Origin of the sequence: Legionella drancourtii LLAP12, from assembly GCF_000162755.2 — a bacterium.
In the GTDB taxonomy this organism is placed as follows: domain Bacteria; phylum Pseudomonadota; class Gammaproteobacteria; order Legionellales; family Legionellaceae; genus Legionella; species Legionella drancourtii.
This window is the reverse complement of the sequence record NZ_JH413813.1, coordinates 51,516-65,550: the sequence shown is the minus strand read 5'-3', so window position 1 is coordinate 65,550 and position 14,035 is coordinate 51,516. Positions and strand designations below refer to the sequence as shown.

Here is a 14,035-nt window from a genome sequence, read left to right as displayed (position 1 = left end):
CCTTTTTATTACGTCGCTTTTGCAGAAATACATCCAACTCATAACCCACATCATCCACAGCCCGCCATAGATAATAAGTCGCTCCTCTAATACGTAGTTGTTGTTCATCCAGGTGCCATTTATCATTATGGTCGACGAATTATTACTAATATTCATAAAAAAATTACTCCTCCTATTTCATATGGGGGATTACCGAATATAGATAATTTCTTTTTTGAAATTAAACCTCTAGTGCGTGCTGCAGAATACTTAAAATGCTCCCATTTTATTTATTTGGGTCATGATTATCCCTTTGACGGCTAATTGATAGATAAAATAAATAAACAAATAAGAAATGTTGAATGTACTCGAGCCTTTGATGGTCATAAATCAGACTTGATTAATCAACATCTGATAGAGCATGATGATGCCCCCGTATTTAATATGCCATTAACAAATCAAAAGCCAAAAGCATCGGGTAAAAGAGAAATATTATATACAGATAGCGAATACGTTTCTGACTCTAAAATAGTCTTAAATTTAAAGAACCTAATTCAACATTCATTACTGAATAAATTAAATAAATATTGCTTTAAAAATGGAGTTCTTACCATTACTTTTCAGGAACCACTTCCTCACTTGAATCACCAAATTCAACAAATGTTACAGGAATTAATGAAAAAACATCATCAACAGATTAAAGAATCTGAGTTTAGTAGTGTAATTTTTGTTGGTATTGGATGTTTTTTTAATGGCGTAACAGTTTGATTTGGATATTAGTACTTCAATCAATTCAAGATATTATTTCATTATTTATATAAATGTCCACTAACTTATAAATTTATAGACACTTTGCCCTCGACTGGGGATTACTTGCGCTTTGCCAGAGACGATTCACCCGCAAAGTTTTATTAGTATAGGCTATCGATAAAAGAGTCGCTCTATGAATCTAGTTTAGAAATTTACTTCTACAATATAATAATCGCCCCAAATACTAATAGTTATGAATAATCAATTACGAACTGTACCCCCATATCAAAAGAAGAGCTGTGTAAGTTAACAAACGACGCGTTATGCCAACGGATGGATGATGTGCTTTACAATGCTCTATTTACTAGCGACAGCAAGAATAGGCTCATTCTTGCAATACACATAACTACTGGTGCAGTTCTCGATTCTGTTCCCTATTTAGAGCAACTGGATTATGTAAAAGATAAAACCTCATTTAATATTAATGAAACAATCGCTGATAGAGCCTATGGTTCAGGGCACATTATTTCTTCTTTGAGAGATAAAAAGATAACTACCTATATTCCTTTGTTTAGCTCTCGAAGCGGAAGTTCTGAGAACAGTATTATTCCAGGCTTTCAGTATGATGAAGTGAATAACTATTATGTTTGCCCTCAAAATAATTTCTTAAGACCTTGTAAATCCCAAACTGATACAATTATTTACATTTCATCAACTATTGACTGTAAGAGATGCTCTCTTTCAAAAACTTGTTTGGCAAAATTAAAAAATAAAGGGCCGGCACGTTATGTTACAAGAAATCGATATGCGGAGCTTTATAGTCAAATGATTCTAGAAATGGATCTACAATCCTTTAAAGAAAAATTGTACGAGCGGATGTGGAAAATTGAAGGAATCATGAACGAACTAAAAAATTATCATGATTTAAAACGCGCTCAATATAGAGGTTTCAAAACACACAGATCCAAGCTTATTTTGCTGCTATAGCTCTAAATATCAAGAGACTAGTATTTTTTATCATTTTTTACTACAAGGCATTTTTGATCTTTATTTAATCATGTTTTTCAACAGACCGCCCCGTTTTATTGACATATAAAGTAGATAATTTAGAAAGTAACTTGCGTACCATAATAAGTACATGTACAATTATAAGTACGTATATGTCCTAATTAGGAGGTTCTAATGGATGTTTTAAGTTATTCTTCTTTGCGAAATAATTTGGCAAGTACTTTAGATAAAGTAAACGAAGATCATGTTTCTATTTTGATTACCCGACAAAATGGGAAACCTGCAGTTATTATGTCATTAGAGGATTTTAAATCTTATGAGGAAACTGCATATTTAATGTCCAGCCCTAAAAATGCAGAGAGATTAAATAAATCAATTGCTGAAATGGAAGCTGGAAAATATATCCAACATGGAATTATTGAGGAATGATACTTTCATGGGCTGAACATGGTTGGGAAGACTATCTCTATTGGCAGGTTACTGATAAAAAAACTCTTAAAAGAATTAACACTTTAATTAAGGATATTTCACGTCATCCATTTGAAGGGATTGGTGATCCGGAACCCTTAAAGCATAATTGGGCTGGTTATTGGTCTCGGAGGATTGATCGAGAACACCGAATTGTCTACAAGGCAATCGAAGGGGCTATTTACATTGTTCAGTGCCGTTTTCATTATTAGAAAAAACAGGGAGCGTTGTGAAGAAATTTTCTGAATTTTTTGAACTTAACAAGTCTCAGACCGAACTGGATTTTGTAGATATCACTCCAGGGTCTGATGTCCCTTTTGTAGACAGGGCTAAGAACCCGCTAATAAATGACGCAGCTTAATAATATCCTTCAAAATACCAATCCCCCGTCAAGTCAAAACAGATCAAATAAAGAACAGTCGAATATAGTAATCTAAAATTAAGGGACTAATGAAACCCGTTTGATATCGATAACGATTTGACGACCCTTACGATAGCAAACTCAACCTAGTCCCTTAATATAAAGCATATCAGGTGCTCACATAAATACCAGGTTTCATTAGCAATGGATTGCTTATGAAACCTATAGCCAGACTATATCAATGCATACTTTGTCATAAACAAATCAAGATTTGCAGTAAGTGTGGATCGTGGCAACATTTATTGTGACCCTATTTGTGCAGCAAGCGCACGAATAAAATCACTGAAACGAGCAGGCTTTCGTTATCAAACTACCTTTAATGGAACACGTCATCATGCTGCGCGCCAAGCTCGCTATAGGATGCGGTTAAGTAAAATAGTGACGCATCAGGGTTCACCACCAGCACCTCAACATGCTTCAATTAAATCGATTGAAAACAAGACTGAAAATTCAGAAATAGGACACAATAGCGCAACATTAACCTGTTGCTTTTGTGAAAACCCGATATCTGACTGGCTCCGTAATGATACTTAATCCATCTATAACATTGGAAGACGCGATGAAGATGGTGGCAGATAAACTTGCTCATACTGAAAATCATGAAGGTGCTTGGGCGGCACTGGATGCAACGCAAAAAGAGTTGGTTCGCATGATTGCCCAAGATCCATCGCTGAAGCCTTTTAGCAAAGCAGTACTTTTAAAACTTCGTGTAATTATAGGTATTGAGTCTTTGGAGGTTACACATGTTCAACGTGCAATGTCTAAACTGAGCAATGTAGTTTTTAAGTCTCCAAGAGATACTTATGAATTTGAAAATGAAGCTTTCGCGCAATGGGTTAGAACCCTAGCTGAATAAACAATAAGATAAATTGAGGCCTGTTTCTAAGCATATTTTAAAAAGGTAAAAAATTATTAGCTAAGAAAGACTTATGGTGAAAAAAATAAATTTCTTGGATTTGATAAATACAAAATAATATTTAAGAGCCGTATCTGATATTATGTAAATTAATACTTAACAACTCGGACTTTTGAGCCTTAATAGCATGTGGTAAAAACAACACCACGCTTATCTCGCCAACAATTTCCCACCTCTCTTATTAGAGGTTCAGCCTGTCTCACCCAATAATAATCTACTCTTCTTATCCAAAGCTGAATTAGCATACAACTGAAAATTATGCCGCTGGTGATGATTTTTTCTGAGCGTCAAAAAAGCAGATTCTTTGTCGGTCGCTTCTTTTAATAAGATGGTCTCATCAAGAGGATTATAGATAGACAATACATTCTCTTCCCAGGTCTTATCGTTTTTTAAAGCAAAAATATGCTTTAGCTCGGGAATAGCAAACTGTGGCGATGGAAGTCCGATAATTTGATGCAGGCGTTCACTAACCATCGCAACTGCTAAATATTTTGCCTCAAGACTGTGTCCTGCTATGTGAGGTGTGCAAAGAGTTGTTCTTTCAATAATTCGTTGATCTACTGCCGGTTCATTTAGGTATACATCAGTACAATAGCTGAGTGTTTTGTGATTATTTAATAATGCCTCTTCGTTAATAATACCGCCCCGCGCTGCATTGATAATCACACATCCAGATTTTAAGTGCTCAAGAAATGGCTGGTTAATTAAATTAAGGCTTGGATGCGGTTGTGTGTCATGTAATTCTGCATGAATGCAGAGGAGATCTGCTTGAGATAAATCATCAAACTGACAACTTTGGAAGGTATTGGGTTCACGTAATTCTTTAAGTGGATCATAGGTTAGTAGTTCAAAGCCCGCTGCTTGTAGTCTTGCTGCTACTTGGCTTCCTACTTTTCCGAAGCCGATAATTCCGGCTTTATTGCCCTGGATAAGATGATGCTGTTCCACATAAGCAAGAGCAGATACCACATAATCAGCAACCGCACGTGCATTGCACCCTTTGGCATCAATTACCTGAATATTTTGTGAAGTTAACCACGGGTAATCAAGATGATCTGTGCCACTGGTTGCCGTGGCAACATATCGTAATGAATGATTTTTTAATAGGCTGTGGTTTACCTTTAGGGTAGCCCGACATAGAAGAATATCTTGCCCAGGAATTAACTGGGCAACGTCATCAAGATGGTGATAGAGCGTGAGATGAAATGGTTCAGGAAATGCTTGCTTTAATCCTGGCAGAGAACCATCAGCAAGAATATTCATAATTGAAAAATTGCAGTTAATGCCGAAAGCCCTATGCTGATTAAGGGGGTCAATAAGTAATTTAAGATCCCCGTGAACATTAAGATAATCAGTATGAAAAATCCATACGGCTCTATTCGTTCATAGATCATTGCTTTTCTGGGAGGCAAAAGACTGCTCACTACCCTACTACCGTCTAAAGGGGGAATAGGAAGCAAGTTTAATGCCGCAAGAACCAGGTTAATGATCATTCCCGCACGAGCCGTCACTAATAGGAACAATGCTGCCATGGATGATTCTGGATGCATATTTATGGCAAGTTTAAAGCCTGCTGCCCATAAAAATGCCATTAGTAGGTTGGCAAAGGGGCCGGCGAGTGTTACTAAAATCATATCACGCCGCGGATTATGTAATTGGTTCCAATTAATTGGCACAGGTTTCGCATAACCAATAACGAAATTAAAATGTGTTAACACACCCATTAATATAGGTATTAATATTGTTCCTACAGGGTCAATATGACGTAGCGGGTTTAAGCTTAAACGGCCTAACATTTTGGCAGTAGTGTCACCACAACGGTTCGCAACATAAGCATGAGCTGCTTCATGCAAGGTTATACTGAGTAAAATGGGAAGAGCCCAAATGCATACCTGTTGTACGAGAGTAAATTCTGGCATTAAAACGCGCTTAATAATAAATGTATTTTTATTTTAGCGAATAGTGCGTTGTAATAATAGCAATTGTTTTATTTCACGAGAAAATTCTTATACGTAATGGGCTTATTTTGACGTAATGAATTTCAATATGAGGTGATAAGGATGTCATTAATAAATAAAATTTTTGGAAAACCGTTATCCTTAAGATCCATGAAGAAACAAGAACTCTCAGTGATGACTGGTGTGCCTGCACTTGGTTTGGATGCACTCTCTTCAACAGCTTATGGTCCAGAAGCGGCACTTACTATTTTGCTACCATTGGGGGCGGTGGGCTTAAATTATTCATTTCTTATTTCCATATTGGTGGTTGTGGTCTTGATGGCACTTTACTTTTCTTATCGACAAACGGCTGCAGCTTATCCAAATGGTGGAGGAGCTTATATTGTTGCCAGCGATAATTTAGGCAGAAAATATGGCTTATGGGCGGCGATTTCATTAATACTTGATTATTTATTAAATGTTGCTGTAGGCATATCGGCAGGGGTTGGCGCTATTGTCTCAGCAATTCCTGAGTTACAGGAGCATACGCTTACTTTATGTTTAGTTATTCTGCTGATGTTAACCCTGGTTAATTTGCGCGGCATCCGTGAATCAGGTGTAGTATTTATTGTTCCTACTTTAATCTTTATATTTTGTATTGCAGTAGTATTATTGATTGGTGTCGTTAATGTTTGGCTAAGTGGCGGGCATCCAGAGCCACGGGTTGCTCCACCTATTTTGCCATTGCCTCATGAAACGGTAACTATTTGGTTATTTTTAGCCGCATTTGCGAATGGTTTGACGGCAATGACAGGGGTTGAGGCTGTCAGTAATGCGGTGCCTCTATTTCGTAAACCATCAGTTAAAAATGCACAATTGACCTTGACGATTATTGTTGGCACGTTGGCTTTATTTTTATTGCTTATTGGCTATCTTTGCCCTGCTTATCAGATTGCCGCAATGGATGAAATGGAGCCCGGATATCAGACCATCTTATCTCAGCTTGTTGCTGCGATTACCGGCAAGGGCATTTTTTATTACATCGCTAGTGCGAGTATCTTTGTTGTGCTTGCTTATTCTGCTCAGACTAGTTTTGCTGACTTTCCACGAGTATGTCGTTTGTTAGCAGAAGATAATTATTTACCCTATTTTTTTGCCGAACGTGGCAGACGCTTGGTTTATTCCGTTGGTATTATTCTGTTAGCTATTTTTTCTGCCGCCTTACTTATAGTTTTTAAAGGGATTACCAATAAGTTAATCCCTTTATTTGCTGTCGGTGCTTTTAGTGCTTTTTTATTTTCCCAGATCGGGATGATTATGCATTGGAAGCGGAATAATAGTCCTAAGAGGTATTTAAAATTGGCGGTTAATGCCATCGGTGCTGTAATAACAGCAATTGCCCTAATAATTATTATCGCTACAAAATTTATGGAAGGGGCATGGATTATCGTCTTAATTGCACCTTTTCTGGCTTATTTCATGAGTCGAATACGGCGTCATTATTTGATTGTTGCGAATGAAATTGAGGTTCCTGTTAAGTTATTTCCTACTAAGTTAAAGCCACCAGTGGTGATTATCCCGATCCATGGATTAGATTGTATTGCTGAGAAGGCTCTGCAATTTGGCATGCTTCTTTCAGGTGAAATTACGGCGGTTTTTATTGATACTGGAGTTGAAGATGTAGAGCGGCTCAAGAGACTCTGGGCTGAGAAAATTGAGGAGCCAGCGAAAAAAGCACAATTAGCAATACCACAATTGGAAATTATTAAATCTCCTTATCGTCGTATTTATAAACCGGTGCTTAATTACATTAAAAAAGTCAAAAAACAAAGGACAGATCGCATTATTGCGCTTATTATACCTGAATTGGTTGAACCAAAATGGTATGAGTATTTATTGCATAATATTCATGCTACAGGATTACGTGCCTTACTGTTTTTAGAGCGCGATGAGCGTACCGTAGTGATTACAATTCCTTGGTATTTACGTGACTCTGCTCTTAAGACTGCAAACCATGATTTTGATGACGAAGAAATTTTGTGATTAAACTATGAGCAAGGTAAAAAAATTATTTATTTTATAAAAGGAATCTTACTGATGACGCAATTTGAAAAAATATTTCATTTTATGAAAAAACCATGGGTTATTATTCTTTATGCAATTTTGGTAGTTATATCCTATATTTTCATTGATAGGGCGCTAGCTACTTATTTTCATCAGTTAGATCTTAGAACGAATATTCATCTGCTAAGCTTTTTGACCACCTTCGGAAAATGGATTGCGTATATGGTTTTATTTTTTGTTGCTGCCTTATATTTTCGTTTTATAAACGTCAATTCAGTCTATGAAGCACGTTCTTGGTATCTATTAGGCTGTGTAATTATTGTTAATTTGGTGTGCTTGGTGGTAAAAGTCACTCTAAGTCGAGCACGTCCGGATTTATTCTTTACATATAATGAGTTTGGTTTTTATTGGTTTAAATTAAAGGGGGCTTACTGGTCATTCCCATCAGGACATACAGTAACAATTATTAGTGTAGCTTCAGGACTTGGAGTCGTGTTTCCACGCTATTTTTATGCGTTGCTTACTCTTGCATTGCTAGTCGCTGCTTCAAGAGTATTATTGTATTATCATTATTTAAGTGATGTGATGGCTGGTTTCTATTTGAGCTTAATGGTTGTAGGTATGTTTACTCAGTATCTGAAAGAGACAAAGTGGTTTACTAAAAAATGTGCCTTAACTTCATAGCCTGAATTTAGAGCAGTTGCATTTTTTTGAATGCAGCTGCTCTAGGTTGAATAGTCAATTTTAAAGGAGTAATTATGACTATAGAGACTGAATTAAAATTTTTAGTGGGGATTTATACTGAGTTTGATCCTGAAAAAGGATGTTATGTGGGGGGGGTAAGCGAGGAGGAACGTGTACGCTTAGAGCGCTCCTTCAATCAATTACTACTCAAATGGTTGCTTAAAAATGGACCTGAGAAAGAGCAGGTCGAAGAAAACTATACTAAATTAGCACCACTCTTTGAAATGAAAACGAATGGTTTATTAGAACCCGAAGTTCTATGGATTGAGAATGTCTTATCGTGCGGCATTAATGATGGTGTCTGTTTTAAAACCTTGTCTCTTAGTCATCAAAAACTAATAGCCCCAGAGAATTTTAAAAACATTAAGTTTAACGACATTGTAACCCGCGATGATCTCAAAAAATGGTTAGAGAATTTTAAAAAACAAGCCACAAATTACACTGAGCGTAGTTTTTATGAAAGCCTTTTAAGTTTATTGAATGAGTCGACTGAATTCTATGACGAGGTTGGACAAATTAAGCCTAAAGGGGTACGTGTTTTATTATCATTTCTGCCAATGGTTCTTGTTAGTATTGGCACTGTCGCTTTTGTTGAGGAATTATTTGCTGCTTATGCACTTTATTTTATTTTATTAAAAGGTGGTCAATTTATTAGCAGAAGTAGTTCATCTGAATTACAGTCCTTTGGTCATGCGCTGCAAAAAATTAGTACCGTAACGGCGACAACAACTACAACTTTGTTGGTTCGTTTAATCGAAATGATTTTTTCAGCATCGTTGCAATGTTATGTAGCAACGCTACAAGTAGGTTCTATTGTCTTAAGCCCTCTGGTTTCCTCCAAGCTGCCAGAGTTGTTTACCCAAGAATCTTTAGAACAGGCTTTAATTAAGGCAAGTGAAAGCAGGCATATCGGAATGTATTTTGAAAATTATAAATTAAAACTTATTGCCTCTCCGATCGAGTCACGTCTCGGTTTATTGGGGCAACAATATTTTTTGGGCTATAGGGTAGGGAAGACTAAGTTTCAAACTTTAGAGTATTTTTTAGTTAACATGCGTACGCTGGATATGAATTCAGATCCAATCGAAACTAAATTGGAGGGTGTGCAAGATTTATTAAATAAAATTAAAAAAAATACGGTGGTTTATTCTGCTGGAGGAGAAACTGCTCTAGCAATTAATAAAGCTCAAGGTTTTTTGCAGTTTTTAAAGGATAATCCCTGCGCCTTGCAAAATAATGAAGCTGAACCTGTAGTTAAAGGCGATTTAACCAAGTGTGAGGTTGTGCAACCCTACTTTTGAATACCTAACTACTTGAATTAGCCCCTATATCTCTGGCAAGATGCTTTTGTGTTGATTTTCCAGTGAGGAATTATGAAAATTCTCGTTGCAGTGAAGCGTGTAATAGATCCTTATGTAAAAATTCGGGTCAAATCGGATAATAGCGGAGTGGAAACACAAAATATCAAAATGGCAATGAACCCTTTTGATGAAATAGCCGTTGAAGAAGCATTGCGGTTACGTGAAAATAACTGGGCAACTGAAGTTGTGGTTGTAAGTATTGGCGCGGACAGCGCCCAGGAAACTTTGCGCCATGCATTGGCTTTAGGTGCGGACAGAGCAATTCATGTCCATACACAAGCATCTATGGAAAGCCTTAATGTTGCCAAGATATTAAAAAAGATTGTTGACGATGAAAAGCCTGCCTTAGTTTTGTTGGGAAAACAAGCCATTGATGGGGATAATAATCAGACGCCACAAATGTTGGCTGCGTTATTGGATTGGCCACAAGCTACTTATGCCTCTAAATTAGATGCGCATAGCGATCATCTTGAGGTTACTCGCGAAATAGATGGTGGTTTGGAGACTCTAAGCGTCAAGTTGCCAGCAGTAGTAAGTACTGATTTACGTTTGAATGAACCGCGATATGCCAGCCTTCCTAACATCATGAAAGCAAAACGTAAGGAATTAACGGTTATTGAGTTAGACAATATGGGTTTGTCACTGAAGAAACATGTTGACGTTTTAAAAGTCACAGCACCTGCGGTTCGTAGTGCCGGAATAAAAGTTGAATCGGTGGCTGAATTATTAGATCACTTACAGAATAAAGCCAAAGTGCTTTGATAAGGAGATGTGATGAGCACTTTAGTACTTGTTGAACATGATAATCAAACCATACATCCTGCTACGCGTAATACGTTGGCCGCAGCATTGGAGTTTGGTGAAGACGTTAGCTTATTAGTTGCAGGGCATCAATGTAAAACCGTAGCAGAGCAAGCGGCTACCCTTGCGGGAGTGGATGCTGTTCTATATGTGGACATGCCATGCTACGAACATCCTTTAGCTGAGCAATTGGGCGATTTGGTTCTTTCGGTTGCCAATACATTTAAAGCGATATTTGTTTCATCCAGTACCTTTGGTAAAAATATTGCTCCACGTATTGCAGCAAAACTGGATGTAGCGCAAATTTCTGATGTTAGTAAAATTATTGACAGTAGCACTTTTGAGCATCCAATTTATGCGGGAAATGCGATTGAAACAGTACGTGTTTTAGATGCAATTAAAGTAATGACGATTAGAACTACGGCATTTAATTCAGTAACTGCAATGCAAGCAGCCTGTGTTATTGAAACTTTGAATAAAGAATGTATTGCCACGGGAACTCAATTTGTGAAGCATGAATTGAGCAAATCTGAACGCCCTGATTTAGGTAGTGCAAAAATTATTGTTTCCGGTGGCCGGGGTTTGCAAAGTGCGGAGAAATTTAAATTAATTGATGAATTAGCTGATGTCTTGGGTGCTGCAGTTGGGGCTTCGCGCGCGGCGGTGGATGCAGGGTTTGTTCCTAATGACTATCAGGTAGGACAAACTGGAAAAGTTGTTGCTCCTGCGCTATATATTGCTATAGGCATTTCAGGAGCAGTACAGCATTTAGCAGGGATGAAAGATTCTAAGATTATTGTTGCCATTAATAAAGATGAAGATGCGCCAATTTTTCAAATTGCAGATTATGGTTTAATTGGTGATTTATTTGAATTGGTACCACAATTAATCGAACAATTAAAAAAACGATAGTTTGTTATTTTGTTGTCCTGAGTGTAGTGATGGATTCTTAGTACACTTAAGGTAACTGTAAGTGAGTTCTAAAAACATTAAAGGGAGTATTTATGTTAGTAGGCGTTCCAAAAGAAATTAAGCCCCAAGAGAATCGTGTTGGCCTTGTTCCTTCCAGTGTGCGTGAAATCGTACGTGTAGGCAGCACGGTCATCATTGAAAAGGGTGCTGGATTGGGAATAGGTATCTCTGATGATGATTACAGTCATGCTGGTGCTGAAGTAGTTGACAGTGCTGACGAGGTTTTTGCCAAAGCGGATTTAATCGTTAAAGTTAAAGAGCCACAGCCTATTGAATGCAAACGCCTTCGTGAAGGTCAAACTTTATTTACTTATTTACATTTAGCACCAGATCCACATCAAGCAAGAATGTTGAAAGAGTCTGGGGTCACTGCCATTGCTTATGAGACCGTAACTCAAGATGATGGTGGCTTACCATTACTTACGCCAATGTCACAAGTAGCCGGCCGTATGTCAATCCAGGCTGGGGCTCATTGCTTGGAAGTAGCGCAAGGTGGCAGTGGTATTTTATTAGGTGGCGTTCCTGGGGTTGCAGCTGCAAATGTAGTTGTTATTGGGGGTGGTGTTGTTGGAACGAATGCTGTTCGTATGGCTATGGGTATGGAGGCACGTGTAACTGTACTGGATCGTTCATTACAGCGTTTAAACGAATTGGATTTCCAATTTGGCTCTAAAATTAATACTGTTTATTCTACTGCTGATTCAATTGAGAAGTATGTATCTCGAGCTGATTTAGTGATCGGCGCAGTATTAGTGCCTGGTGCTGCAGCGCCTAAATTAGTAACGCGCGCGATGTTAAAATCAATGCGACCTGGCTCGGTACTGGTTGACGTTGCTATTGATCAGGGTGGTTGTTTTGAAACAAGTCGGGCGACAACCCATCAAGAGCCTACTTATGTTATTGATAATGTCGTTCACTATTGTGTTGCCAACATGCCTGGCGCGGTGCCAAGAACCTCAACTTTTGCTTTGAATAATGCGACTATCCCTTTTGTTTTAAGCATTATTACGAAAGGGACAAAGTTAGCTTTATTAAATGATCCACATTTATTGAATGGCTTGAATGTTCATCAAGGTAAAATTACGTTTGAAGCTGTTGCTCGCGATTTAGGTTCTGAGTACACACCGGCTGCAATTGCTTTAGCTGGTCGTTAATTAATTCAATGTTATAGCTGTGCGAAGGCTGGGCTGAAAAGCCCTGCCTTTATTCTAATCATGCACTAATTTAAGATAGGACAAGTATTATTTACAACGGAGCCGAAATTATCACCTGATGTTTTTGTTGCTGCGTTATAAAGGCTTGGTCGATCGAGCAAAGAAATACAGAATAATATAGAGTTAGTTGTTCAGGTTTCGTTGTAATCCCGGTGATTGTTACCAAGCTATTCTTTTAGGTTCATATTCAAAAAGATCTGTAAGCGCTTTTTTCCTATGCTCATCCCATTTCTTAGCATTGTATTCTGATTGCTTTACATGAAATAAATAAAAAATAGGATAGCCTGTTTTGGGGGTAGCGGGTATTGAAACAGTAGGCACTGCGGGATCAATTGGAGAAAAAAGATTTAATATCGAAGGGCGTTTGGCGGTGTCTATTTGAAAATCCTTCAATATTTTTAAAACTTTAGGGTCGCCTTTATTTTCTGCTAATGCCGTATTAATACCAAATCTGCTGTGCTTAAGAGTTATTATTATGCCATCTTCAATAGCATCTAATGATTCTTTTTTAGCCTGAGACAATAGATTATCTTCATCCCTAGCAGTAAGATTATTCATTTGGTAGTTTTCACATAATGCTACCATATAGAGGTTTTTCACATATTCTTTGGCACTGGAAAAAATTTTATAAGTTGGATCATAGACATATGCTGTTTCATCCAGATCTTGCAGTGAAGAAAATTGATTAGTTAAACCTTGTAAATTAGATCCATATAGAATAAAAGCATGGGTACATTGGTTATGCCGACTAAATAAGGTCATCATTTTGGAATCAATAGAAATGCCTCGATTCAGACAAACTTTTTTTAAAATAAAATGTGCAAGATGAGCTTGTTCAGCACATAAACCTAAGCCAAATTGACATAAGGCAATTCGATAAACGGTAAAAGCATACTTTATACCCAATTGAGTGCTTATACTATGAAGATAAGAACGTAAATACTCGATCTTAAAATTAACCTCATCATACAGAGGCTTTCTTGAAGCAATTTGTCTTTGATATAACGCATGCGGCGCTTGTGTCTTTTTGAAATCGTAACCTTCTTTCCAGGAAATGATATCGTTTAAACCCAGAATGTTATGACCTTCGAATTCCTGTTTGACTATTTTTCCTAACTCTATCATCATTTGTACAGAATCGTGTTTTGTTCTCATAATGTTTATCCATGAATTTAAAATATGACTATTGTAACCAATTAAAATTCAAATAGCACTTTATTTATTCATTGCGGACCTTGGACGTTTACCGGATATATGAGTTAAATTACACCTTAAGGACAAAAAATCAAAAAAATTGGGGACGGTCCGGGACGCACTGCCATTAAGTTAAGGATTTTATGCTTCAAATGTCTCAGAGCCTGTCGTCCCCGCGAGGTATTGTTGCGTGGAAGCGAAAGCTA

16 protein-coding genes are annotated in these 14,035 nt (G+C 37.4%); 12 read left to right on the top strand and 4 right to left on the bottom strand.

All coding sequences use genetic code 11. The features are described from left to right. A partial coding sequence (locus tag LDG_RS18905; protein ID WP_407635266.1) for a DDE-type integrase/transposase/recombinase occupies positions 1-91 on the bottom strand: 91 nt, incomplete at its 3' end. 212 nt (positions 92-303) lie between these two features. Between LDG_RS18905 and LDG_RS06470 the strand changes: the two genes are divergently transcribed. From LDG_RS06470 to LDG_RS06445, 6 genes are all read left to right on the top strand, one after another. Next, complete coding sequence (locus LDG_RS06470; RefSeq protein ID WP_040534729.1) at positions 304-747, top strand: ribonuclease H family protein; 444 nt, start codon at positions 304-306, stop codon at positions 745-747. 315 nt (positions 748-1,062) lie between these two features. Further along, the gene (locus LDG_RS06465; RefSeq protein ID WP_050805529.1) at positions 1,063-1,716 is read left to right on the top strand and encodes a transposase; all 654 of its coding nucleotides are present in this window, start codon (positions 1,063-1,065) and stop codon (positions 1,714-1,716) included. 195 nt (positions 1,717-1,911) lie between these two features. Continuing rightward, complete coding sequence (locus tag LDG_RS06460; RefSeq protein WP_006870411.1) at positions 1,912-2,166, top strand: type II toxin-antitoxin system Phd/YefM family antitoxin; 255 nt, start codon at positions 1,912-1,914, stop codon at positions 2,164-2,166. Continuing rightward, positions 2,163-2,417 (top strand): Txe/YoeB family addiction module toxin, encoded by a 255-nt coding sequence (locus tag LDG_RS06455; protein WP_006870410.1) that lies wholly within the window; start codon positions 2,163-2,165, stop codon positions 2,415-2,417. The genes LDG_RS06460 and LDG_RS06455 overlap by 4 nt, the downstream gene beginning before the upstream one ends. 431 nt (positions 2,418-2,848) lie before the next feature. Beyond that, on the top strand, positions 2,849-3,160 hold the full coding sequence (locus tag LDG_RS06450) for a hypothetical protein (RefSeq protein ID WP_006870408.1): 312 nt from the start codon (positions 2,849-2,851) through the stop codon (positions 3,158-3,160). Between the two features lie 25 nt (positions 3,161-3,185). Then, positions 3,186-3,482, top strand: coding sequence for a hypothetical protein (locus tag LDG_RS06445; RefSeq protein ID WP_006870407.1), 297 nt, complete (start codon positions 3,186-3,188; stop codon positions 3,480-3,482). 249 nt (positions 3,483-3,731) lie between these two features. Here the strand turns inward: LDG_RS06445 and LDG_RS06440 are convergent, their stop codons facing one another. Next, a complete protein-coding gene (locus tag LDG_RS06440; RefSeq protein ID WP_006870406.1) occupies positions 3,732-4,805 on the bottom strand; it encodes a 4-phosphoerythronate dehydrogenase in 1,074 nt (357 codons plus the stop codon). Further along, a complete protein-coding gene (locus LDG_RS06435) occupies positions 4,802-5,461 on the bottom strand; it encodes a site-2 protease family protein (protein ID WP_006870405.1) in 660 nt (219 codons plus the stop codon). Before LDG_RS06435 ends, LDG_RS06440 begins: the two co-directional genes overlap by 4 nt. Positions 5,462-5,602: 141 nt before the next feature. On the opposite strand from LDG_RS06435, the gene LDG_RS06430 reads away from it, so the two are divergent. From LDG_RS06430 to ald, 6 genes are all read left to right on the top strand, one after another. Then, positions 5,603-7,522, top strand: a complete 1,920-nt coding sequence (locus LDG_RS06430) for an APC family permease (RefSeq protein WP_006870404.1) — start codon at positions 5,603-5,605, stop codon at positions 7,520-7,522. Positions 7,523-7,576: 54 nt separating this feature from the next. Beyond that, on the top strand, positions 7,577-8,227 hold the full coding sequence (locus LDG_RS06425; protein WP_006870403.1) for a phosphatase PAP2 family protein: 651 nt from the start codon (positions 7,577-7,579) through the stop codon (positions 8,225-8,227). Positions 8,228-8,301: 74 nt separating this feature from the next. After that, the gene (locus tag LDG_RS06420; protein WP_006870402.1) at positions 8,302-9,588 is read left to right on the top strand and encodes a hypothetical protein; all 1,287 of its coding nucleotides are present in this window, start codon (positions 8,302-8,304) and stop codon (positions 9,586-9,588) included. A gap of 72 nt (positions 9,589-9,660) precedes the next feature. Continuing rightward, entirely contained in the window at positions 9,661-10,410 is a 750-nt protein-coding gene (locus LDG_RS06415; protein ID WP_040534725.1) for an electron transfer flavoprotein subunit beta/FixA family protein, read from the top strand. Between the two features lie 12 nt (positions 10,411-10,422). After that, positions 10,423-11,361, top strand: coding sequence for an electron transfer flavoprotein subunit alpha/FixB family protein (locus tag LDG_RS06410; protein ID WP_006870400.1), 939 nt, complete (start codon positions 10,423-10,425; stop codon positions 11,359-11,361). Between the two features lie 92 nt (positions 11,362-11,453). Next, positions 11,454-12,575 (top strand): alanine dehydrogenase, encoded by a 1,122-nt coding sequence (ald, locus tag LDG_RS06405; protein ID WP_006870399.1) that lies wholly within the window; start codon positions 11,454-11,456, stop codon positions 12,573-12,575. Positions 12,576-12,794: 219 nt separating this feature from the next. Here the strand turns inward: ald and LDG_RS06400 are convergent, their stop codons facing one another. Next, positions 12,795-13,790 (bottom strand): hypothetical protein, encoded by a 996-nt coding sequence (locus tag LDG_RS06400; protein WP_006870398.1) that lies wholly within the window; start codon positions 13,788-13,790, stop codon positions 12,795-12,797. Between the last annotated feature and the right edge of the window lie 245 nt (positions 13,791-14,035).